This window comes from Leptospira weilii serovar Ranarum str. ICFT (genome assembly GCF_000332415.1).
Taxonomy (GTDB): domain Bacteria; phylum Spirochaetota; class Leptospiria; order Leptospirales; family Leptospiraceae; genus Leptospira; species Leptospira weilii_A.
Genome location: NZ_AOHC02000037.1, coordinates 170,905 through 193,072 on the forward strand (window position 1 = coordinate 170,905; position 22,168 = coordinate 193,072).

At 39.7% G+C, this 22,168-nt stretch carries 18 protein-coding genes; 8 read left to right on the top strand and 10 right to left on the bottom strand.

The window, feature by feature from the left end:
- Positions 1-73: 73 nt before the first annotated feature.
- Positions 74-637 carry a lipoprotein LipL21 gene (locus LEP1GSC060_RS11745; RefSeq protein ID WP_036096255.1) on the top strand — a complete coding sequence of 188 codons (564 nt, stop codon included), beginning with the start codon at positions 74-76 and terminating at the stop codon, positions 635-637.
- Between the two features lie 209 nt (positions 638-846).
- Here LEP1GSC060_RS11745 and dusB read toward each other — a convergent pair whose 3' ends face one another.
- From dusB to LEP1GSC060_RS11790, 9 genes are all read right to left on the bottom strand, one after another.
- Positions 847-1,803 (bottom strand): tRNA dihydrouridine synthase DusB, encoded by a 957-nt coding sequence (dusB, locus tag LEP1GSC060_RS11750; RefSeq protein ID WP_003004910.1) that lies wholly within the window; start codon positions 1,801-1,803, stop codon positions 847-849.
- A gap of 4 nt (positions 1,804-1,807) precedes the next feature.
- Positions 1,808-4,312 carry a DNA gyrase subunit A gene (gyrA, locus tag LEP1GSC060_RS11755; RefSeq protein WP_003004255.1) on the bottom strand — a complete coding sequence of 835 codons (2,505 nt, stop codon included), beginning with the start codon at positions 4,310-4,312 and terminating at the stop codon, positions 1,808-1,810.
- Between the two features lie 18 nt (positions 4,313-4,330).
- Complete coding sequence (gene gyrB / locus LEP1GSC060_RS11760) at positions 4,331-6,256, bottom strand: DNA topoisomerase (ATP-hydrolyzing) subunit B (RefSeq protein WP_003004888.1); 1,926 nt, start codon at positions 6,254-6,256, stop codon at positions 4,331-4,333.
- A gap of 65 nt (positions 6,257-6,321) precedes the next feature.
- Entirely contained in the window at positions 6,322-6,786 is a 465-nt protein-coding gene (locus LEP1GSC060_RS11765; RefSeq protein ID WP_003004720.1) for a DciA family protein, read from the bottom strand.
- Entirely contained in the window at positions 6,783-7,880 is a 1,098-nt protein-coding gene (gene recF / locus LEP1GSC060_RS11770) for a DNA replication/repair protein RecF (protein ID WP_036096258.1), read from the bottom strand. The genes LEP1GSC060_RS11765 and recF overlap by 4 nt, the downstream gene beginning before the upstream one ends.
- A 53-nt stretch (positions 7,881-7,933) precedes the next feature.
- Positions 7,934-9,055 (bottom strand): DNA polymerase III subunit beta, encoded by a 1,122-nt coding sequence (gene dnaN, locus LEP1GSC060_RS11775; protein WP_003004793.1) that lies wholly within the window; start codon positions 9,053-9,055, stop codon positions 7,934-7,936.
- A gap of 309 nt (positions 9,056-9,364) precedes the next feature.
- Positions 9,365-10,678 (bottom strand): chromosomal replication initiator protein DnaA, encoded by a 1,314-nt coding sequence (gene dnaA, locus LEP1GSC060_RS11780; RefSeq protein ID WP_036096310.1) that lies wholly within the window; start codon positions 10,676-10,678, stop codon positions 9,365-9,367.
- Positions 10,679-11,014: 336 nt separating this feature from the next.
- Positions 11,015-11,947 carry a DNA polymerase III subunit delta' gene (locus LEP1GSC060_RS11785; RefSeq protein WP_003004164.1) on the bottom strand — a complete coding sequence of 311 codons (933 nt, stop codon included), beginning with the start codon at positions 11,945-11,947 and terminating at the stop codon, positions 11,015-11,017.
- Between the two features lie 6 nt (positions 11,948-11,953).
- Positions 11,954-12,877 (bottom strand): branched-chain amino acid transaminase, encoded by a 924-nt coding sequence (locus tag LEP1GSC060_RS11790; protein WP_003004138.1) that lies wholly within the window; start codon positions 12,875-12,877, stop codon positions 11,954-11,956.
- Positions 12,878-13,020: 143 nt separating this feature from the next.
- Between LEP1GSC060_RS11790 and mnmG the strand changes: the two genes are divergently transcribed.
- On the top strand, positions 13,021-14,928 hold the full coding sequence (gene mnmG, locus LEP1GSC060_RS11795) for a tRNA uridine-5-carboxymethylaminomethyl(34) synthesis enzyme MnmG (RefSeq protein WP_003004329.1): 1,908 nt from the start codon (positions 13,021-13,023) through the stop codon (positions 14,926-14,928).
- Positions 14,929-15,382: 454 nt separating this feature from the next.
- Here the strand turns inward: mnmG and LEP1GSC060_RS11805 are convergent, their stop codons facing one another.
- Positions 15,383-16,303: a hypothetical protein gene (locus LEP1GSC060_RS11805; protein ID WP_003004852.1), complete on the bottom strand. Its 921-nt coding sequence runs from the start codon at positions 16,301-16,303 to the stop codon at positions 15,383-15,385.
- 152 nt (positions 16,304-16,455) lie between these two features.
- On the opposite strand from LEP1GSC060_RS11805, the gene LEP1GSC060_RS11810 reads away from it, so the two are divergent.
- From LEP1GSC060_RS11810 to LEP1GSC060_RS11840, 6 genes are all read left to right on the top strand, one after another.
- A complete protein-coding gene (locus LEP1GSC060_RS11810; protein ID WP_003004147.1) occupies positions 16,456-17,907 on the top strand; it encodes a M20/M25/M40 family metallo-hydrolase in 1,452 nt (483 codons plus the stop codon).
- A 385-nt stretch (positions 17,908-18,292) separates the two neighbouring features.
- Positions 18,293-19,057: an RsmG family class I SAM-dependent methyltransferase gene (locus LEP1GSC060_RS11815; protein ID WP_003004823.1), complete on the top strand. Its 765-nt coding sequence runs from the start codon at positions 18,293-18,295 to the stop codon at positions 19,055-19,057.
- Positions 19,035-19,796 (top strand): ParA family protein, encoded by a 762-nt coding sequence (locus tag LEP1GSC060_RS11820; RefSeq protein ID WP_003004761.1) that lies wholly within the window; start codon positions 19,035-19,037, stop codon positions 19,794-19,796. Before LEP1GSC060_RS11815 ends, LEP1GSC060_RS11820 begins: the two co-directional genes overlap by 23 nt.
- 2 nt (positions 19,797-19,798) lie before the next feature.
- Positions 19,799-20,671 carry a ParB/RepB/Spo0J family partition protein gene (locus LEP1GSC060_RS11825; protein ID WP_003004591.1) on the top strand — a complete coding sequence of 291 codons (873 nt, stop codon included), beginning with the start codon at positions 19,799-19,801 and terminating at the stop codon, positions 20,669-20,671.
- Positions 20,672-21,327: 656 nt separating this feature from the next.
- Positions 21,328-21,570, top strand: a complete 243-nt coding sequence (locus tag LEP1GSC060_RS11835; protein WP_003004168.1) for an AbrB/MazE/SpoVT family DNA-binding domain-containing protein — start codon at positions 21,328-21,330, stop codon at positions 21,568-21,570.
- Complete coding sequence (locus LEP1GSC060_RS11840) at positions 21,567-21,977, top strand: type II toxin-antitoxin system VapC family toxin (protein ID WP_080634554.1); 411 nt, start codon at positions 21,567-21,569, stop codon at positions 21,975-21,977. The genes LEP1GSC060_RS11835 and LEP1GSC060_RS11840 overlap by 4 nt, the downstream gene beginning before the upstream one ends.
- Positions 21,978-22,168 lie beyond the last annotated feature (191 nt).

Genomic DNA, 22,168 nt, shown 5'->3' on the forward strand with positions numbered 1-22,168 from the left:
CCTATTAAAAAATGAGTTGCATAAACTAGACAAAGTATTAGTTTTTTTCATTTAGTAGATCAAGGAGAAAATAATGATCAATAGACTTATCGCTCTATCTGTAGCAACAATGATTTTTGTAGCTTGCTCCAGCACCGACACCGGACAAAAGGACGCAACTACCGTAGGCGACGGTGGATGGACTTTTGAAGGTTGGGGTGGACCTCCGGAACAAAGAAACGACGGAAAAACACCAAGAGATACGAATCCAAAAGACTGGTACTTTATTAAATTTGCTTCCAGAGCTTCCGCTAAAGCAGTGGCTAAGAAAAGCCAAGCAATGATGCAATCCACTTGCCGTGAAGCTTCCAGACTTCAAGGCGCGTCCGACGTTGTGAAAAAGATGGTAGGAGAAACCGTAGAATCGGCTTCCGGAGTTTCCGACGGCGAGGCAACCGCATCCGTAATCGTTTCTCAGTCTCAAGGTGTTGTAAAAGGAGTCGGGGTTTACGAATGTAAAGCGACCGGTTCCGGTTCCGATCCAAAAGACGTTTCTAAAGACAACTGGGAAGAATGTCAGTGTGTAATTTACGCAAAATTCCCCGGTGGAAAAGACGCTCTCGTAGCGAAAGCACAAGAGGTTTCCAACAAACAATAAGTTTTCACTTACCAAAAACTTGACTGTTTACGAACCCCGCCTTACAGCGGGGTTTTTTTATTTCCTGCCGTCATTATTTTTTAAAATAATTGTGGTTTTGATTTTTAAAAAGAATATCCGAAGAAATCGAATTTAGTATATTATAAAAACTCAATTTTCATCTTCAAATCTATCCGTTTAAAGTAAAAGAGAATACGGAAAAAATGATTTTAAGCGAAAGCTAAAAGCCGAGAAGGTTCATGAGAAAAAAACAGATCTTCGAAACGATTCCATTCTTTAATTTCCAATAATTCCGTTTTCCAAATCGGATCAAATTCCAGACCGTTTAAATATTTCACGAGATGTTTTCTAAATAGAACCAGCCCCAGTTCTTCTCCAAAGTTTTCCACCATCCAACGAACGTGCTGAAGAATCACATCTGAAATATCATTCCATGACAATTCTTCCTTTTTGACTTCGGAAAAGATCCAAGGATTTCCGATCGCATTTCTTCCGATAAGAACTCCGTCTAACGCGTATTTGTCGATTTTAGAAGTTGCTTCTTGGAAACTTTTGATATCTCCGTTTCCGAAGATCGGAATGTTTCTATTCGTCTTTACCTCGCCGATCACGTCCCAATCCGCAAGTCCGGTATAAGCCATTTCTTTGGTTCGACCATGGACCGTAAGCGCGTCCACTCCGGATTCTTCCAAAATTTTAGAGACCTCGAGATAGTTGTGTGTTGTTGAATCCCATCCGATACGAATTTTTGCGGTAACGGGAACTTTGACTCGTTTCTTGATTGCTTCTATAATTTTTCCGGCTAACGCAGGTCTACGCAAAAGTCCCGCCCCGGCTCCTCGTAAAGAAACTTTACGAGTGGAACAACCCATATTCAAATCGATGATATCGGGTTTTAATTCTTGAATGATCTCCGCAGCTTCCGCGATGATCTCCAAGCGGTTGCCGAAAATTTGAAACGTAATCGGACGTTCTTCCGGGTGAAACCGAAACATTTTCAGAGCCTTAGGCGCGCGATGAACGAGTTCGTCCGTATTTACGAATTCAGTATAAGAAAAAGCGGCTCCGAATTTTCTGCAAATTCTACGAGTCGGAGAATCGGAAATGCCCGCCATCGGAGAAAGTGAAATCCTCCCCGGAATCGTAACGTTTCCGATTTGAATCATTGGTTCAACTCTCTCCGAGAACCGTAAAATCTTGCACCTTATCGTTGTCTTTTAGATCTACGATGCGAACTCCGACCGCGGTTCTTCCTAGTTTAGAAATATCGAATGCGTTGATTCGAATCGTCATTCCTTGTTGTGTGATCAGAATGATTTCATCTTCGCTTCCGACCGAACCCGTTCCGACTGAAAATCCGTTTTTCTCCGTTACTTTGAGGTAAGCCATTCCTTTACCGCCTCTTCCTTTCGCGGCAAATTCCTCAAAGCCAAGACGTTTTCCATATCCTTCTTCGGAAACGACAAAAATGTCCTCGCCTTCTTTGAACTTGCTGAGTCCGACGATTGCGTCGTCTGCTGACAATCTCATTCCGGTAACACCGCTCGCGGTTCTTCCTTGAGCGCGAATAATATTCCCTTCGATTCGAAGGGCCAATCCTTTTCTGGAGAAGATGATAACCTCGTCCTTGTCGGCAATCGCTTCTACCTTGATGAGATCGTCTCCGTCTCGAAGTCCAATCGCGATGATTCCTGATTTTTTAACGTTCCCAAACTCTTTGAGTTGAATTCGTTTAATAAAACCGCGTCTGGTCACCAAAAGAAGATCCTTGTCCATGTCTTCTTCTCTAAATGCAAAGATCGAAGAAATATATTCGTCTTCTCTAAGATTGATGATCGCTTTGAGAGATTTTCCTCGCGCTTCCTTGGATGCGATCGGCAATTCGTAAGCTTTCATCACGTAAACCTTTCCGATGTTGGAAAAGAACATGATACTGTCGTGAGTCATAGCGGCCTTCATGATCTTGATCACGTCGTCGCGTTTTTGGGAAAGACCTTGGATTCCTTTTCCGCCTCGTTTTTGTCTTTTGAAAGTATCGATCGGAAGACGTTTGATGAATTGATCGTATGTGATTTGGATTACGATCTCTTCGTCCGCAATCAAGTCTTCCGCGTTGAAGGAAGAACTTTCTATACTTTCGATTGAGATTTCGGTTTTTCTTTTTGTAGCGTATTTATCTCCGACTTCTTGGAGTTCGGTACAAACGATGTCGTTTACGCGGGAAGGTTTTGCAAGAATGTCCATTAAATCCACGATGAGTTTTCTGACTTCTTCCAATTCGTCGATGATCTTTTGAACTTCGAGAGAAGTGAGCCTTTGTAATCTCATTTCCAAAATCGCGTCCGATTGAACTTCGGAAAGACTAAAACGAATCATCAACTGTTGTTTTGCTTCCGGAGGATTTTTAGAAGCCCGAATGACCTTGATTACGTCTTCGATGTTTTCTAAAGCGATCTTCAATCCTTCCAAGATATGAGCGCGTTTTTCCGCCTTATCCAAGTCGAACTGGGTTCTTCTTACGATGACCTCTCGTCTGTGAATCGAATAAGCAGTTAATATTTCTTTAATATTAAAAATCTTAGGTTTGTTATCCAGAATCGCGAGCATCGTGATTCCGTAACTCACCTGAAGTTGAGTCATCTTATAAAGTTGGTTTAGAATGACCTGAGCATTTGCATCTTTCTTAATATGAATTTCGACTCGAATTCCTTTTCGATCCGAAAGATCCAAAATTTCTGAAATTCCTTCGATTTGTTTATCGTTAACAAGGTCTCCGATTTTTTCTAGGAGAACTTTTTTGTTCACTTGATACGGAATTTCGGTAACTACGATCACTTCTCTTCCGTTTTTCTTTTCTTCGATATCGACTTTCGAACGAATTCGAATGGAACCCTTTCCGGTCGTATAAGCGGAGATCAATCCTTCTCCACCGATGATAATTCCTGAAGTTGGAAAATCAGGACCCGGTATAATCTTGAGAATTTCAGGAATTGTAATCTCAGGATTTTTAATCACTGCGATTACCGCATCGATTGTTTCCTTAAGATTGTGCGGAGGAATGTTTGTCGCCATCCCAACCGCGATTCCGGAAGAACCGTTTACGAGTAAGTTCGGAAAGTTTGCAGGAAGTACATCCGGTTGTTGTTTCGTATCGTCGTAGTTAGGTGAAAAACTGACGGTTTCCTTTTCGATGTCGCGTAACAATTCTTCGGCGACCTTCTCAAGTCTTGCTTCCGTGTATCGATACGCAGCGGGGTTATCTCCGTCGATCGAACCGAAGTTTCCTTGACCGTCGATCAAAGGAACTCGTAAGGAAAATTCTTGCACCATTCTTACGAGGGCTTCGTAAACGGATGCATCACCGTGCGGGTGATAGTTACCGATCACTTCCCCCACGATCTTAGCGCATTTTACATAAGGACGATCGCTTCTCCATGCACGCTCGTTCATCGCATGTAAAATTCTTCTGTGAACGGGTTTTAATCCGTCTCTCACATCCGGAAGCGCACGACCGACGATCACGGACATCGCGTATCCCAGATACGCTTCTTTCATTTGATCTTCGATTTCTACGGGGATAACTCTGACACCATTTTTAAGGGCTTCTGCGATATCCGGTTTTCCGGCGATATTATAGCTCAGGACTTTTGTTTCGTTTTCCATCTCTTGACTCATTTCAAAATTCCCTTTGGATCAAAGATCCAAGTTTGCAACCTTAGCCGCATTCACTTCGATAAACAATTTTCTAGGCTGCACTTCGTCGCCCATAAGAACGTTAAACGTCTCTTCCGCTTCCACGAAATCGTCCAACTTAACTTTCAGAACGACTCTGTTGGAAGGATCCATCGTGGTTTCCCAGAGTTGTTCGGGATTCATTTCTCCGAGACCCTTGTATCTTTGGATGACGACTTTTTCGGCTCCGACGGTCTTTAATAATTCTTCCTTTTCCTTGTCGGAGTACGCATAGGTAGAATTTTTACCGTGTTTGATGAGATACAAAGGAGGTTGTGCGACGTAAAGAAAACCTTTTTCGATCACGGGTCGCATATAACGAAAAAAGAATGTAAGGAGCAACGTTCGAATGTGAGAACCGTCTATATCCGCATCCGTCATAATCATAATTTTATGATATCGAATTTTATCGATATTGAATTCGTCTTCTCCGATTCCGGTTCCGAGAGCGGAAACCAAAACGCGAATTTCTTCGCTGGAAAGAATTTTATCCAATCTCGCTTTTTCAACGTTTAGAATTTTTCCTTTCAGAGGAAGAATCGCCTGCGTATTTCGATCTCTTCCTTGTTTTGCGGAACCGCCAGCCGAATCCCCCTCGACAAGATAAATCTCGGAAAGGGCCGGATCTTTTTCCGCGCAATCCGCAAGTTTACCCGGAAGACCTCCTCCTTCAAGAACCGTCTTTCTTCGAGTAAGATCTCTTGCTTTACGAGCGGCCTCTCTCGCTTTCGCAGAAAGAATACATTTTTCTAATATCTTTTTTGTAATGTTCGGATTTTCCTCGAAGAATAAAGTAAGGCCCTCCGAAGTTAAGGTCTGCATGATCCCTTTGATCTCGGCGTTCACCAATTTCTCTTTTGTCTGAGAATTGAATTGAGGCTGAGGAATTTTAACTGAGATGACCGCGGTTAAACCTTCCTTAACGTCTTCTCCGGAAAGACCCGTCGGATGTTTTTTAGAAAGAACCGTATCCTTTTTTAAGAAGTCGTTTAACGTTCTCGTGAGAGCCGCGCGAAAACCTTCTAAGTGAGTTCCACCTAAGTTGTTGTTGATGTTGTTGGTAAAACAAAAAATACTTTCCGTATACGTTTCGGAATATTGGATCGAAATTTCAGCGATTACATCGTCCTTATTTCGCTCAAAGTGAATGACCTTGTGCATCGGATGTTTGTTTTCGTTGATATGTTCTACGAAGGAAACGATACCGCCGGAAAATTGAAACTCATTCCGTAAAAGATTTTCCCCTTCGCCGCCGCGTCTGCGATCCTCGACGATTAGAACCAAACCTTTATTCAAAAAAGCTAATTCTCTAAATCGCGCGGATAACACGTCGAACTGAAAATCCACAGTGGTAAAAATGGAAGCGTCCGGTTTAAACCGAACAATGGTTCCTCTTTCGGAAGAATCTCCTTTCATTTCCACGGGAGAAACTGGGATACCTTTCTCGTATTTTTGAGTATAATATTTTCCTTTCTGGTGCACCTCGACTATGAGGTATTCGGAGAGAGCGTTTACCACGGAAACCCCAACTCCGTGAAGACCTCCCGAAACTTTATAGGCGTCGTTTTCAAACTTACCACCCGCGTGAAGGATGGTCATTACGACTTCGATCGTGGAAATTTTTTTATCGGGGTGAATGTCGACCGGAATTCCTCGACCGTTATCTTTTACTTCGATGATGTTATCCGGTAAAATGGAGATCCTGATTTCCGTACAATGCCCGGCCATTGCCTCGTCCACGGAGTTGTCCACGACCTCGTAGACCATTTTATGAAGTCCCGTATCGTCCTGGGTTCCGATATACATTCCGGGACGTTTTCTAACAGCTTCGAGACCCTCTAAAATCTTAATCTGACCGGCGCCGTAGCTTGCTTCTTCTTGGCTCATTTTTTTCGGACCTCAGGAATAGTTTTCCTGAAAACCATAGGGAGGCAAGGAAATTCATCGAATGATCAAAGATATTGAAGAATCTCTAGGTAACGTTTTTTAACTTCGGGGTCCGTTTCTTTTTCGAGAATCGCGATTAAATCATCTTTGCCTTCCAAGCCTTTTTTTTCCTTGGTTTCAGGTAAGGCGGGAGAATAAGAAGTCGTTAGTTTACCGATTGAAATCTCAATCGAACGAACGATTCCTTTTCCTAAAAACCGAGCCGACTCTCTGAGAATACGATTTTGCAAAAAAAGCAATTCTTGTTTATAAGCGTTATGAGAAACGAGAATTCGGAGTTTACCGAATTGAACCGAATTCACTTCCGAATGCGAAGCAAACACGGGACCAATTATTTCCTTCCAGCGATTTCGAAGCGTATGAACGGAAATTTTTTCCTGTAAATTTTCTTCCGTAATTCCCATTTGATTTAAAACGGAACGAAACTCGGAAGTCTCGATTTTTTTGGATGAAATCAAATCGTCTTTCATTCTACAGATTGGACGTTTCCTTCTCGAATTAGAAAAATCTGTTTTTGATCCTGAAGTTTACCGACATAATCTTGAATTCCTTCCAAATCCGTCGTTGTAAAAAATGCCTGCCCCGCGTTTACGACGAGATCCACAAAATATTCCCTTCGTTTAACGTCTAATTCCCGAATTACGTCGTCGATCAATAAAACCGGCGTAGTATTTAATACATTCCTATAATAATTGAACGTAGCGGTTTTTAAAGCGATTACCGTACTTCTTTTTTGACCCTGAGATCCGAACTCGGTGATATCACGTTCGTTGTTTCCGATAAAAAGATCGTCTCTATGAATTCCTACCGAAGTATAACCGAGTCTCAAATCCCTTCCCAAATTACGGCCGAGTTTTTCTACAAATTCGTTTTCGTCTTTTACGTTGGGTTGGTAGGTGAGTTCCAGTCCGTCTTTTCCACCGCTCAACTTATCCAAATTGGTTTGATAGAAAGAATTGAGTTCCAAAACTATTTTTTTTCTTTGATTAAGAATCAATACCCCTTTCTCGATCAGTTTTTTATCCCAAACCGATAGATGAGAGGAATCGGAGCCGCCCGTTTTTAACAAAGCGTTTCTGTGTTTTAGAATTTTATTATATTCGAGCAGAGATTCGAGATAAAAGGGATCGAAAGAAGAGATAAACGCATCGATGAATTTTCTTCTTTCCGCCGGACCCGATTCTATGATTTTTAAATCCATAGGAGTTAATAAAACCGTAATGAACTTACCGATCAGGTCGGTTCTTTTTTTTACTTCTTCTTGATTGAACTTTAATTTTCTTTTGATCGTGGGTTTTGCGGTAAATCCGATTTCCAACACGGATTCTTTTTGATTTTCTTGGATTCTTCCTCTTAAAAAAAAATTTTCAGAACCCCATCGAATCAGATTGGAATCTTCGGGTTCGCGAAAACTTTTCAGCCAAGACAACATACAAATCGCTTCAAGAAGGTTTGTTTTTCCCTCTCCGTTATCCCCCACAAAAAAAATAAGTCTGGAATCGAAATCCAAACTAAGTTCTTCGTGGTTTCTGAAATTCTGAAGAGTAAGATGTTTTAAAAACATTTTATCGGAAAGACCAAGCTGCAAAGTTCTTCCGAATTTTGCTCGAAGGATTTTTATAATTTCATCGGCATAATTACGGATATAAATTCAGGATCGGACGGATCCTTAAAAATAACCGGGGAACTGGCATCCGAAAATTCGATTTTGACCTCGCCGTCGTCGATCGATCTGAAAATATCCATCAAGTATTCGCCTTTGAATGCGATCGTAACTTCGTCGCCGGAATATTCGATCGGCTTGTTGATACTCGCTTCCGAAGCGCCTAACGTTTGAGCGAATAGATTCAAATTGTTTTTACCGAAAGTAAGTCTTACTTGTCTGGAAGGTTCTTCCGCAGCGGTAAGAACTTGTCTGAGAGAAACTTGAAATTCTTCTTTGGAAATGCTCGTGGAGAATTTCGTGCTCTTCGGGATAACTTGTTCGTAATTTGGAAAATTTCCTTCGATCAATTTACATAAGAGTTCTATGTTATTTGCGGATGCGTAGATCTGGCTGTCGATCAAACCGATATTTCCTGTTTCGGAAGTTGCGATCATTTTAGAAATTTCTCGAATTGCTTTTGCGGGAACGATAATCGATTGCTTAAATTGTAAAGGAGAAGGAAGTGTTCTTTCGATTTTACAAAGTCTTCTTCCGTCCGTTCCGACAAAAATTAATTTATTTCCATCGGGAATCATATAAAGACCGTTGAATATAAATCTTTGATCTTCGTGCGCGATCGCGTAGGAGGTTTTGCGAATCATGTCGTTTATCAAAGTACTCGGAAAAGAAGAAACTTGAGAGGGATCGACCTTAGAGATCGTTTTGATTTCTTCCGCGTCCATTCCGCTCATTTTGGATTTATAATCGTTTTTACCGGAAGCGTCCGTAATATAAACGATGGAAGAATCACCGTCGGATTCTTCCAAAGACAAAGTCGTCTCTTCAAAGTGAATCGTTTTAAAAAAACTGGAAAGTTGTTTTGCGGGTAACGAAATACTTCCCGAGTGAACGACTTCCGCAGGCACCGATGTTTTGATCGAAATTTCAAGATCGGTAGCGGAAAGAAAAACTTCCTTCCCTTCCGCTTCTATTTTAAGATTTGATAATATAGATTTAATTTCTCTCGCGGAGATTACACCTTCCACTGCATGAATGGCTTTTAAGAATTCCGATGTGTTAACTTTGATTTTCAATTTGTTTCTCCTAGTTTCTTTTTTAATTAAATAGATTTCTTATTATTGTACAGTTGTAGGAGTAGTACCTGTAGATATGTACATAAAATCGCATTCTGAAAGAATACTGAAATATGTCTCATTCTTTTTGAAAAGAGAATTTTCTTTTCCGACATAATTCTGAGTCAATTTTCCGATGCAAAGCGACAGTAATTCTGTATTATGTCTTATTTACAGATTTAATAAATTTTTTTAACGCTATTTTTATAGTTTATAAACAGCTTATAAACAGTGTGAAAAACTATTTTTTTATCTGTCGAAAAACTTTGTCTACTGGAGCCTATATTTGGAACTGATCCGTTCCACTAAAAAACGCATTTCTTTGTTGTTGGAAAGAAGTTCCTCGGCTTTACGAACTCCGTGGATTACGGTCGTATGTTGAGTTTGAAAAAGTCTTCCGACCTGAGATTTATTTACTTTAAAAATATTGTGTAAGAGATAAAAACAAATATGACGGGGAATGATTAACTCTTTCTTTCTGCTCTTTCCCATAATCTCCGAGGCATCCAAACTGAATTCTTTAGCAACGGATTCTATGATTCGATCGTGTGAAAATTCCACATTCTTCTTTCGATATAAACGATTTTTTACAATCTCTTTCACTTTATCTAAGTTTAAGAAAAGAAGCGAGTAAGATTTTTTATATAAGTAAATATCGTTGAGCGCGCCGAGAAGAAGTCTTGTATCTTCTTCGATTTGATCCGCTAAAAAATCCAATATGTCTTCGCTTAAACCGAGATCCATAATCTGAGAATGATGAGTTACGATTCCCTTTCGAATTTCGCGATCCGGATATTGAATGTCCGCTTGAACTCCCGTTACAAATCTGGATTTTAATCTTTCATGAATTGTAAGTTCGGAACTCGGACGATCCGATGCGATTACGATTTGTCTTTTTCTTTCAAAGAGAAAATTGAATAATGCAAAAAATTCATCCTGAGTTTTTTCGGCGTTGGTGGAAAGAAGTTGAATGTCGTCCACGAGAAGGCAGTTATAGGATTGATATTTGATCTTAAAACTTTCGATCAGTTCTCTGGATTGAAGAGCGAAACGAAACTCATTCATAAAAGAAGTGATATCAACGTAACATACGGTTTTCCACGGATCTTTTTTGATAAGTTCGGATCCGATCGCATGGAGTAAGTGCGTTTTTCCAACGCCGACGTTTCCAAACAAATAAAGAGGATTGATTTCAGCGGGTTTTCGAACACATTCTTTTGCGGCCGTATAGGCCAATCGATTGCAATCTCCTAAAATAAAAGTTTCAAACGTGTAATCCGGATTGAATTGAAAATCTTTTTGATCGAATGATTTTTCAAGAATCGATTGAAGCGGAGAAGCCGCCTTTGTTTCGATTAGAATTTCAACGGGAATCTTATCGCCGCAGGTTTCTAAGATCGCATTTTCAATGATACTTTGATATTTTCTTTCGACGTGGGTTTTGATCGTAGCCGAAGGAGCGATGATCGTACATTTTTCCGAATTAAAAGTTTCTAATTTCAGAGTATCGATGAAGCGTTCATAATATTGAGGAGATATCTTTTTAGATACTTCCTCCAAAATTTTATTCCAAACTAGATTCAACGCTTCCTCCAAAAATAATAAAACAAAAAGTTCTCTTGTTTGAAGAGACTTCAGCGAGTTCGAATTAAAAAAATTCTCAATTCGACTGAATAAAACGATTTTTCAATTCGGCTCCGGAGTCCCGGAACCCTACGAATGAGAATACAGTATTTTTTGAAGAAGCCTTGTACTCAAATGAAAATTCCGGAATTGGAATCCTCTGCCAAAAAAAGAAGATGTTTATGCTTTGAATAATTAATTATGTCACAAATTTAAAAAACGATCGATTTATGCGTTTTAGAGGACGTTTGACTGAATGTTTTTTAAGAAATATATATTCAAATTTTGGAATGTATCTTAAAGAGAAATTTGAAAAAACAATCTTGAAAGTGCGATCGTGTCGATCCCGATGATTTTTTTGTGAAGTTCGGCCTTGAATTGAAAGATTGTTTCGATTTTTGAGAGATTATTTTCGTAATCTGTTCTCGTATATTCGTAGATTAAAACAAGACTTATTAATTCTAAAAATTCTTTATAAGAAAAATTTTCCTTCCATTCGGGATGTTCGTCTTTGTAAGAAAGAATCCACGACTCGAGTTTTAAAAGATCGAGCGCCGTTTCCAATCGATCCTTGATTTTTTCCTGAATCAAATCCATTACTTCCTTTGGACAGTCGGACGATACGAGACTTCCGCCCTGAAACGGAAGTGTGGTAAGTCCGAAGTTTGTATTGATTCTTTTTAAATCGTTTTGATTCAAGTATTGAAACGGAACACAGATCGCTCTACTTATGATGGTCTCTTTGAGTTTATCCAGATTGTTTACGATAAAGATAAATCTTGAAAAGTGAGGAGCCTCTTCCAACGATTTTAACAATGCGGTTTCGGCTTCGTTTCCGATTAAGGACGCATCCGGGAAAACGATAAATCGAAATCGGGAAAGATGCGGTCGATAGTTCAAGCGGGAACGGATTAACCATCGAATCGAGAACTCATCCGGATTATCCTCGCTTCCAATCGGAATGATTTTACCGCTTTCCTCCGGGAATCGAATGTAATCCGGATGCGAGTGGCGCACGAAAGCTTTGCAGGACGCGCAGATCCCGCAGGAAGTTCCTTCGAAACACAATACATTCTTAATGAAACGTTCCGATGCGGATTCTTTTCCGGTTCCGTCGGGACCGTGAAAGATAAGAAGGGGCGGAATCGTTTCCGGTTTCGACGTGTATCTTTTTAAGAACGTAAGAGCAACGTCTTGTCCTAAGATATCATCGAGTTGAAACGAATTCATTCTTTCTTAATATACAGGAGTCAACCAGTGTTTGTACTTTTCTTCTTTGTTGATTACAAGATTGAAGAATAAACTCTGGATCTTTTTTGTGATCGGTCCCATTTCCGAGTTACCGACTTTCCTATGATCGATCTCTGAAACCCAAGCGATTTGAACTCCGGTTCCCGAAAAGAAAACTTCATCCGCTATGTAAAGTTCGCTTCTGGAGATATCTCTTTCGATCACTTCGATTCCGTTGTCTTTTGCAATTTGCAGAACGCTTCTTCGAGTGATTCCCTCCAACAAAGAAGAATTGATTCCCGGTGTGATGATTTTTCCGTCTCGAACGAGAAAGATATTTTCCGCTGAACCTTCGCTTACAAATCCTCTGGAATCTAAAAAGATCGCTTCGTCAAATCCGTTTTGAACCGCTTCGGATTTTGCAAGCGCCGAGTTTACATATCCGCCGGAAACTTTGGATAAGGTCGGAATTACGGCGTCGTCGAACCTTCTCCAACTCGATACCATCGTTTTCAATCCTCGTTTTGTATCCAGATAATCGTTTAACTGAAGAATGTAGATTGCAAGTTCGGTCGGCACGTCATGAAAGCGCGGAGAAAGTTGAAGCGCCGATGTATAAACAAAAGGACGGAGATAGATGTTTTCTTTATAACCGCTTTGACGAATCAAGTCGATCGTTATGTCTCTCAGGTTTTCTTTTGTTTTCTCCAACTTCAACTGCATGATTCGAGTCGAGTTGATCAACCTTTGATAATGGTCTAAGATACGAAAGAGATAGATGTTATCGGTGTCTTTATCGTAGTAACCTCGAACTCCGCCAAAGACAGTGGTTCCGTATTGAAGCGCGTGAGTTTGAATGCTGATCTTTGCTTCGGATTCGGGAAGGATTTTTCCTTCGAAATAGGATAGTTTCTTGATGGATTCTGCCATAGAACAGGAACCTGATAAGTGATATAATTCCATGAATCAATATGTCCGGTCTCTTGTCGATTAAACTTGTTACAAAGGCGCTCGGCACTCGCGAAACATCTCATTCTAAAATTTGTAATCTCTTTTCAGGAAGTTGAATCCCAATGATTGAATTCAAGAACCCATCTTTTTTCCCGAACCGTTTTGATTGTATCGTAGTCGGTGCGGGTCACGCCGGTTCGGAAGCGGCTTATATCGCTTCCAAAGGTGGAGCCAAAACTCTTTTGATCACGATGAACTTGGATACGATCGGCCAGATGTCTTGCAACCCTGCGATCGGTGGAATTGCGAAAGGACATATGGTAAGAGAAGTGGATGCGCTCGGCGGTATCATGGGCAAGGTCATCGATAACACCGGAATTCAATTTAAGATGCTCAACACTTCCAAAGGTCCGAGTGTTTGGGCGCCAAGAGCGCAAGCAGAAAAGAAAGAATATCAACTCAAAGTAAAACATACTCTCGAAGCCGAAAAAAATCTTTCGATGCGTCAAGACACGGTCGAAGAGTTGCTCATTGAAAACGATCGAGTAATCGGAGTTAAGACCGGACGCGGTTTTGAAATTTATACCGATCATCTGATCTTAACTACGGGAACATTTTTATCTTCTCTCGTTCATATCGGAACGTATCAAAATGAAAACGGAAGAATGTGCGAGCCGACCGTAAAGGGACTTTCTAAGTCTTTAGTGAAATACAACTTGAAGTTGGGAAGATTGAAGACGGGAACCCCTCCTCGCATTCATAAGAACTCGGTCGACTTGAGTGTGCTTGCGATCCAAGAGGGCGATCTTCATCCTTCTCCGTTTTCTTTCTCAACTGAGAAAATTACTCGAAGACAAATTCCTTGTTACATCACTTATACGAATGCTGAAACTCATAAACTCATTCATGAAAATCTAAGTTTGTCTCCGATGTATTCGGGACAAATTCAAAGCACCGGCCCTCGTTATTGTCCTTCGATCGAAGATAAGGTTGTGCGGTTTGCGGATCGAGAAAGACATCAGGTTTTTTTAGAGCCGGAAGGTTATGAAACTTCGGAGATCTATCTCAACGGAGTTTCCACAAGTCTTCCGGAAGAAGTTCAGTGGAAGTTGGTAAGATCTCTCAAAGGTTTAGAGAACGCCGAGATCGTAAGACCGGGTTATGCGATCGAGTACGACTATGTGGATCCGACGGAATTAAAGCCGACGCTCGAAACAAAAAAGATCAAAGGTCTTTATCACGCGGGACAAATCAACGGAACCACCGGCTATGAAGAAGCGGCGGCTCAAGGTTTGGTTGCGGCTTATAGCGTTCTTCATTCTCTGAAGAATCTAACTCCCCTCTTGTTCAAAAGAAGCGAGTCTTATATCGGAGTGTTGATCGACGACTTAGTTCATAAGGGAGTGGAGGATCCGTATCGAATGTTTACTTCTCGTGCGGAACACAGACTTCTTTTAAGACAAGACAACGCGGATCAAAGATTGATGAAGTATGGTTACGATCTTGGTCTTGTGAATCAGGAAAGTTACGATCGAATGAAAGAAAGATACGAGAGAGTGAATTCTGTTCGAGAAAGAATCTATCAAATTCCTTTGAAACCTTCGGATGAATTTCAGAATCTTTTAGATCAAAAAGGAATCACAAACTACAAGTTCGGAATGAAGTTGGATTCTTTTTTGAAACGTCCCGAGATTAAAATTACGGATGTAGAATTTATGATTCCCGAAGTGAGAGTTTGGTCCGAGGCCGAGAAAAATATTCTTGAGATGGAAATTAAGTACGAAGGTTACATCAAAAGAGAACTGGAAACGATTCAGTGGAAGAATAAGTATTTGGATCTTTCCATTCCCGAAGATATAAACTACGATTGTATCGCCGGACTGAAAAAAGAAGCGATTCAGAAATTAAAAAATCATAAGCCGATGACTTTGGAAAAGGCGGGTCAGATTTCGGGAGTGGATCCGAGCGATATCGATCTACTTCTCTATCATATCAAAGGCAAAAGAAAACAAGAGGTGGAGATTTCTTGATACCGTAAAATCTTCCGACAAAGGATGTGGGAGTTCCGACGGGATTTCGATTTACGTTCGCGTTTCACATGAAACGTTTTTGAAAGCCCGTTGATTCGGGCTTTTTCTTTTAAGAGTTTAGTGTTTTGAATTTCTTTTTTGTTCTTATCATTCTTTCAGAACGGGAATAAAAACAAATTACCCTTTGAGTTCAGTAGAAGAAAAATTCAAGACTCGTTTCTCGTCGTAAAAATCTCTCATTGAAAATAGATTTTGATGTAAGCTTATTGCCGATCCGGTTTTAAGTTTCCTACAAATAAAAGTTAACAATAAAATCGTTTGTTGATATTTCTCAAAAATACTTTGAAAAGGATTTCGGATTGGGATGAAGGTTTGGATCAAGCTTGAAATACGATTTTCTTTTTGAATTTGTTCCTTCTTGTTACCGGTAGAAACTTACCTGAACGAATCAAGATTATTTGTAGATCAGCTCGTGAGTCTTCTGAAGTTCCCATTTGTTGTTTTGTTTCACGTGAAACGTAAAACTCTGAAGTTGATTATCGGACCCGTAGATCAGTTGGTTTTTTCTTTCCTGCTCGCCTTGGATATTGATCCGACTCAGTAATTTTCCCTGCTCATCGTACTCAAACTTAGTGGAAGCGATTTGCTTTTTTTCTTCGTTGTAAATATTCTGAATTAAGGCTTTTGGATTTTTTTCATCCTGAATCAAGTTGAAAATTTCAACTTCCTTTGAACCGGGCCAACTGGTTTGTCCCGATTTTACGAAGTCCTTATCCCAAGAAGTAATGTTTGATTTTAAAAGAAGTTTCTTCTCTTTATCGAAAACTTCTACGAGATCAATCCGTCCTTTGGGGTTATATCGAAAAGTTTTTGTTTCGAGTAAGGAATTATTTTTATCGAAAAGTTCTTCTCTAACAACTTTTCCATCTTTGTATTGAAAAACGGTAAAACCGTCCGACTTTCCATCCGCATCCAAGTAAATTTCTTTGATAAGTTTACCAGAAGAATCATATTCGTATGTCGCCGTGTAAACGACTTTGCCGCTTGTGTTCTTTACGATTTCTTTAAGAGGACCGTTTAAGTTGTTTCCAAAAACATACTTATCGATATGAGACCACTTGCCCGGAGTAACACCGAAAATGATTTTTGGAAACACTAAGAAGATAAGAACCAATTTTAAAATAAGAACTCGCCCTAAAACTTTAGAATGTAAAAAGTCATGCGTGAGTTTAGTAACAAAAATGTATTTCCAAAACATATAAACTTCCTTTCTAAACTTAGGGAATAAATTCTTTAAACGGGAAGAATTGTTTTCTTTTTTTCTTCGAAAAAAAATAAAAAATTCAGAATAAGCTGCAAATAGAATTCGTAACATCCTATAACCTCTACCTACAATCATCGGAAAACAATCAAAAAGGTTAACGGCAAATCGGAATCACAAATGAAAAACAAACGAATTCCCTAATGTAAATGCCTTGAAAGGAAAGACGGCTTAAGTATCTTTTCCCGCACCGAGGAGAAATACAAATGAATCGAAAGAAAATCGCATTCGGTCTTTTAGGAGTTTTGGTTTTGTTTTTACTCTATACGATTTTCGTTACAGAAAAAGGAATCCAATCTTTAACACCCGTCGCAAAGTTTCAAAAGCGCGACTATAGGAAACTTGCGGAAGACGCTTCGAAAGATTTACAAACATACCTTAGAATTAAAACGGTTCGAGGAAATGAAAAGCAAGCGGTCTTGTTTTTAAAAAGTCTTTTTGATAAACGCGGAATCAAAACTACAATCATTGACGTTCCCGGCAAACCGGAAAGAGCGAATATCATGGCGGAGATGAAAGGAACGGATTCGGAGGGCGGTCTGATTCTTACGAGTCATATCGACGTAGTGGAAGCGGATCCAAATGAATGGGACGAGCCTCCGTTTTCGGGAATAAGAAAAGGCGATCGTATCTATGGTCGCGGCGCCGTGGATGTAAAAGGTCTGGGTATCATGCAACTCTATGCGTTTTTCTTAATTCATGATTCCGGAGTGAAGCTCAAAAAAAATCTAATGTATCTGGCGGTAGCCGACGAAGAAAGTCGTTCCGAGTTCGGGATGAGATTTTTGATCGCAAAACATAGAGAAATCTTCAACGGATATGAGTTCGTTCACAACGAAGGCGGTGTCGGAACCAAAGACGTAATCGTAAAAGGAAGTAAGATCTTTAATATTCAACATGCTGAAAAAGGCGCCGTTTGGTTGGATTTGGAATCGGAAGATATCTCCGGTCACGGAAGTACTCCGCCGATTCAATATGCGGCGCTGAACCTCATTGATTTTCTTACAGACTTAAAGAAGATGAATGAAGTCGTTATCATCAAAGACGAAACCGCTTCTTTCTTTTATCAAATGGGGGAAGTCAGTTCCTTTCCGAACTCGTTTGTTCTAAAAAGATCTCGCAACCCATTGTTGAGTTTGATTTTAAACGGAGTCATACGTTCCAATAAACATTTACGGGCGATGACGAGCAACTCCGTAAGTATTACGGGAATCGATACACATCACGCGGGGATTAACGTGATCACATCAAAAGCGAATGGAACGATCGATATGAGAATTCTTCCGGGTTTTGATGAGAAAGTCATCTTTGAAAAAGTAAAAAAGCTCGGAGAAAAATATAGAGTCAAAGTTACCGCAAGACATTTGGAACCGGGAACGACGTCGCCGGTTGATTCGAAATACTTTAAGGTTTTATCCGGGATTGTTCAACAAGTGGTTCCCGGTGCGGTCGTTACTCCTTTTTTGTCGCCCGGGACGACGGATTCTTCTTACTTAAGAATGGCCGGTTTTAAATGTTACGGTTTGATTCCCGCGCTTCTGACTTCGGAGGAGATCGATGGAATTCACGGCAAGAATGAAAGTACTAGGATTGAACATATAAAAACCGGAATTGAAATTCTTCATAAGTCCGTGATCGAATTCAATAACGTTCCTTAAGGTTCTTTAAGAATTTAGACGTAAAATAACATTAAACTTTTTTAAAGTTTCGAAACTCACGAACGTACTTCGAGTGGCAACGTAGGATTACCTCGATCATTTGCCAATAGACGCGGGCGCATGGTCGGGGCGATTTTTTCTATAAAAAGAAATCGATTGAAACTGCCCGACCACCAGGCTCTCAGCTCCGGTCCATTCCGGTTCACCGATCATCGGAAATCAAACCGGAATGGAATGGACCCCGCATCGATCCTTTGCGCAGGGATTGTATTAAAGGATCTCAAAAAATCTTGAAGGTGTTCTCTTTTTAGTTTAAAATTTAAAGTCGGAACTCCGGCAAAAAAATCCGTAAAGACAAGACGAATCAAGATTCTACTTTAGCAACATGCAGGATCCCGCTCAGTTTTCCATCGAATCAATCACGGAAAGATTGAAGGAAAGATTTCTCAAAGAAGCCGATGAAATCCTTTCTATCTTTGATTGGGAATTGATCCTAGAGTTCACATTATTCTTAAGAGAAAAAAACGAGGCCGGAGGATTCTTTTCCAAAAGAGATTCGGAAGAAATTCTGGATCGTCACGTATTGGAATCGATCTACCACGTTTATAAGATCACCGAAAAAATCGGATCTTGGAAGGGAGCCCAACTTGGAGACGCGGGAACCGGACCGGGAATTCCAGGGTTCTTTTTTCGTTGTCTCAACGATCATCCGGTTGTCGTTTTAATCGATTCTCAAAAAAGAAAACTTTCTCATACGGAAGAATTTGTTCGGTTGCATCGAATTACCGATGTGAAATTTCAATTTATTCGAACAGAAGAGTCTAAGTTACATTTGAATTATGTCGTATCGCGAGGTTTTATTCCTTATCCGTATAGCGTAGAAGCGATTTGTAACCTCCTTAAAGTTGGAGGAACTTATGTCCCATTTTTAGCAAAACGTGAACTAGATCCAAAATTAGAAGAGAAAGTTCTTTCTTATTCCGGTTTTAGTTTAGAATTTTCCGAAGATTTGCCTGCTCTTGACTTTTTAGGCATGCGACATATTAAATTCTTGAAAAAGGTTTCTAGCCCGAGGCATGGTTATCCAAGAGCTTGGAAGGATATCAGCAAGGAGAGTAAGGGCGCAAATGGGAAAGATCGTATCCATTAGTAATCAAAAGGGCGGTGTCGGAAAAACGACAACCTCCATCAATCTCGCGGCCAATCTTGCTTCGATCGGAAAAAAAGTTTTGATCATTGATATGGATCCTCAAGGAAATTCGGGTTCCGGTCTCGGTCTTGAAATCAACACTCTTACAAAAACTTCTTACGAATTATTGTTGGGCGAATCCTCTGCGAACGAATGTATTCAAAGGACGAACGTTTCCAATCTTCATATCATTCCTTCCAACATAAACTTAAGCGGCGCGGAAGCGGACCTTCTCGCAGAGGATCAAAGGGAATACAGACTGAAAAACGCGGTCTCCGAACTTCGTACCGAATATGATTATATTCTAATAGACTGTCCTCCGTCTTTGGGAATCTTAACGATCAACGCGCTCTGTGCCGCGGACAGCGTGATGATTACTCTTCAGACCGAATACTTCGCTTTGGAAGGTCTGACTCAGTTGATGAAAATCATTTCTCTCGTTCAGAACCAACTCAATCCTTCTTTGGAATTGGAAGGAGTTCTTTTGACGATGTTCGACAAGAGAACCAACCTTGCGAATCAAGTTGCGGAAGACGTTAAGTCCTATTTCAAAGATAAAGTTTATACCACGATCATTCCTAGAAACGTTAAGTTGAGCGAAGCGCCTTCTTTCGGGCAAACGATTATGAGTTACGATCCGGAAGGAGTCGGCGCTCAAAGTTATAGAAGTCTCGCTTTGGAAGTTGCAGGGAAAAATTAAGAATGGCGATCAAACCCAAAGCCCTCGGACGCGGCCTTGGAAATTTAATTCCGGTTAACGAAAATAAAACGCCGATGGATTCTTCTTCGGAAGGAGCTCTTCGCGAAATTAAGATCAGTGAAATTCGTCCCAATCCGAGTCAGCCTAGAAAAACTTTTTCGGAAGAATCTCTCAAAGAACTTTCCGAAACGATCAAGGCGCACGGTGTGATTCAACCGATCGTTGTGAAACAGTCGGACGTCGGTTATGAAATTATTTCCGGTGAACGTCGTTATAGAGCTTGTAAACTTGCGGGATTTGTAAAAATTCCCGCGGTCGTTAAAAATGTTTCCGAAAATCAATCCATGGAAATGGCGATCATAGAAAACATTCAAAGAGAAGATTTGAATCCTATCGAAGAAGCGATTGCCTACAAAACTCTTTCCGAAAAGTTAAATTTAAAAATCACCGATATTTCAAGCCGCGTTGGAAAAAATCGCTCTACAATTTCAAACTTAATTCGTCTTCTTCAACTTCCCGACGTAGTTCAGGACTTGATTAAAAACGGAAGAATTTCCGAAGGCCATGCAAGACCTCTTTTGTCTCTGGCTGATAAAAAGAAGATCGAACAGCTCGCCTTTCAAATCGCTGAAAAAGGTCTTACCGCCAGACAAGTAGAAGACTTAGTTTCTAATCTGACGGAAGAAAGATCGGCGCCTGAAAAGAAAAAGTCTCGTAAAGACGTGAACATCGTAGAACTGGAAAACAAGTTTAGAAAGAAATATTCCATGAAAATCGAGATCGGTCACAATCAAGGTTCCGGTAAAGGTAAGATGACGATCGTTTATCCCAATCTCGAAGCGATGGAAAAAATTTTAAACGCGTTAGGTTTGTAACAACATTATTTTTTTCAATATACAAAAAATGAAACTTAATAAAGGAATTTGAGTTCCCTTTGTTTAAGGAAAAATATGAGATTATCTTTCATACGGATCAACTTTGATGGTCTTTTTATGAGTGTTGATTTTATTTTAGCAATCCTTGTTGTAATACTCGTTCTCTTTTTCTATGTCAACTCCCCCGTTATAAAAGTGAATATTGAAAAGGTTTCAATATTTTACAATCGGATGGATCTACTCATATTAATTTTGATCCCTTTGTTATTGTATGTTCTGTCGACGAGTCTTAATCTGGAATATTCAAACTCAAAGGAGTCTTGGTTATTAATTCAGGGACCGGTTTTTGGTTTTATTTTGAGTTTATTATATATTTTATATATAGAATTGATTCATCGTTTGAAAAAAGACAGGTTACTTTATTTTTTTATCATTACTTGTGTTTGTGCGACATTGATTAGTTTCCTTCCTATGTTGTTCTAATTTCCTATTTCTTCAAGTGACCAAGGTATTTACGCTTCAAAGCGAATTTGAAGTAATGTCGAAGATCGAAACTTGTCCGAATTGCCGTGAAACGGTGAATGGGACCGTAGTAGAGAGCTGCAGTTATAGCTTTTTACCTTGACGCTCCTTACTTTTTTAGATATAGTAAGGATATGAAACTTAGATCCAAAATTACATCGAAATATCAGATAACAATTCCTAAAGAGATCCGAGAATTTTTAAAACTTTCCATGGAAGATGTCATCGAATGGTCTATTGACGAACAGGGGATTCACATTGAATCGGCCAATAAACCTTTCCTAAAATATAAAGGTTTCTTCTCTGCCGGTTCCGTTGATGTTAAAGAGGATATCAAAAAAGCATGGGAAGCGCGCGCAAAACGATACTCAAAATGAAATTAATCTTAGATACTAATTGTTATATCTCGTTTTTAAATCAAAAAAACCTGGAACAACATACTAAAATGGTTATACTTTGGGAAAAAGTATCGCGATTAGAGTATGAAATAATACTAACTTCACACAATATAACGGAAATCGTATTTGTTTTTAAAAGTATTTATTCTGTTGAAGAGAGTAAGATTAATCAAATCATTAAGGATCTTTTAATCAATCCTGGTGTTACCTATGAATCCGCGTATTACCCTGAATTGATACTTCAGTTATGGCCGAAAAGCATTAAAGACTTTGGTGATGCGGTTTTGGCTGCAGCGAGCCGATTCTTAGAGGCACAAATTGTAACCTTTGATCAAGGTTTTTCAAAATCATTAAAGAAATTGAATCTAATACCTTTTCCTATTTAAAAATATATAAACCCTTCTATTGAAGTTTAATCGAATGTTACTTACCGATTCTGTAACGATTACCCAATCTCGAAGCAATGGAAAAGATTCTAAACGCGTTGGGTTTATAACTCTAATAAGAATTCTTGATTTCACTTCGATCAATATATTTTGAAATGATTTATAATAAATACTTGGATTAAAGGGCGAAA

Excerpts from the sequence above, each read along its gene's own strand:
- gyrB (WP_003004888.1), bottom strand. The coding sequence starts at position 6,256 with ATGAGCCAAGAAGAAGCAAGCTACGGCGCCGGTCAGATTAAGATTTTA.
- LEP1GSC060_RS11820 (WP_003004761.1), top strand. The coding sequence starts at position 19,035 with ATGGGAAAGATCGTATCCATTAGTAATCAAAAGGGCGGTGTCGGAAAA.
- LEP1GSC060_RS11840 (WP_080634554.1), top strand. The coding sequence starts at position 21,567 with ATGAAATTAATCTTAGATACTAATTGTTATATCTCGTTTTTAAATCAA.
- LEP1GSC060_RS11790 (WP_003004138.1), bottom strand. The coding sequence starts at position 12,877 with ATGGCAGAATCCATCAAGAAACTATCCTATTTCGAAGGAAAAATCCTT.
- LEP1GSC060_RS11835 (WP_003004168.1), top strand. The coding sequence starts at position 21,328 with ATGAAACTTAGATCCAAAATTACATCGAAATATCAGATAACAATTCCT.
- LEP1GSC060_RS11805 (WP_003004852.1), bottom strand. The coding sequence starts at position 16,303 with ATGTTACGAATTCTATTTGCAGCTTATTCTGAATTTTTTATTTTTTTT.
- recF (WP_036096258.1), bottom strand. The coding sequence starts at position 7,880 with ATGTTTTTAAAACATCTTACTCTTCAGAATTTCAGAAACCACGAAGAA.
- gyrA (WP_003004255.1), bottom strand. The coding sequence starts at position 4,312 with ATGAGTCAAGAGATGGAAAACGAAACAAAAGTCCTGAGCTATAATATC.
- LEP1GSC060_RS11825 (WP_003004591.1), top strand. The coding sequence starts at position 19,799 with ATGGCGATCAAACCCAAAGCCCTCGGACGCGGCCTTGGAAATTTAATT.
- mnmG (WP_003004329.1), top strand. The coding sequence starts at position 13,021 with ATGATTGAATTCAAGAACCCATCTTTTTTCCCGAACCGTTTTGATTGT.
- LEP1GSC060_RS11745 (WP_036096255.1), top strand. The coding sequence starts at position 74 with ATGATCAATAGACTTATCGCTCTATCTGTAGCAACAATGATTTTTGTA.
- LEP1GSC060_RS11785 (WP_003004164.1), bottom strand. The coding sequence starts at position 11,947 with ATGAATTCGTTTCAACTCGATGATATCTTAGGACAAGACGTTGCTCTT.
- LEP1GSC060_RS11810 (WP_003004147.1), top strand. The coding sequence starts at position 16,456 with ATGAATCGAAAGAAAATCGCATTCGGTCTTTTAGGAGTTTTGGTTTTG.
- LEP1GSC060_RS11815 (WP_003004823.1), top strand. The coding sequence starts at position 18,293 with ATGCAGGATCCCGCTCAGTTTTCCATCGAATCAATCACGGAAAGATTG.
- dusB (WP_003004910.1), bottom strand. The coding sequence starts at position 1,803 with ATGATTCAAATCGGAAACGTTACGATTCCGGGGAGGATTTCACTTTCT.
- LEP1GSC060_RS11765 (WP_003004720.1), bottom strand. The coding sequence starts at position 6,786 with ATGAAAGACGATTTGATTTCATCCAAAAAAATCGAGACTTCCGAGTTT.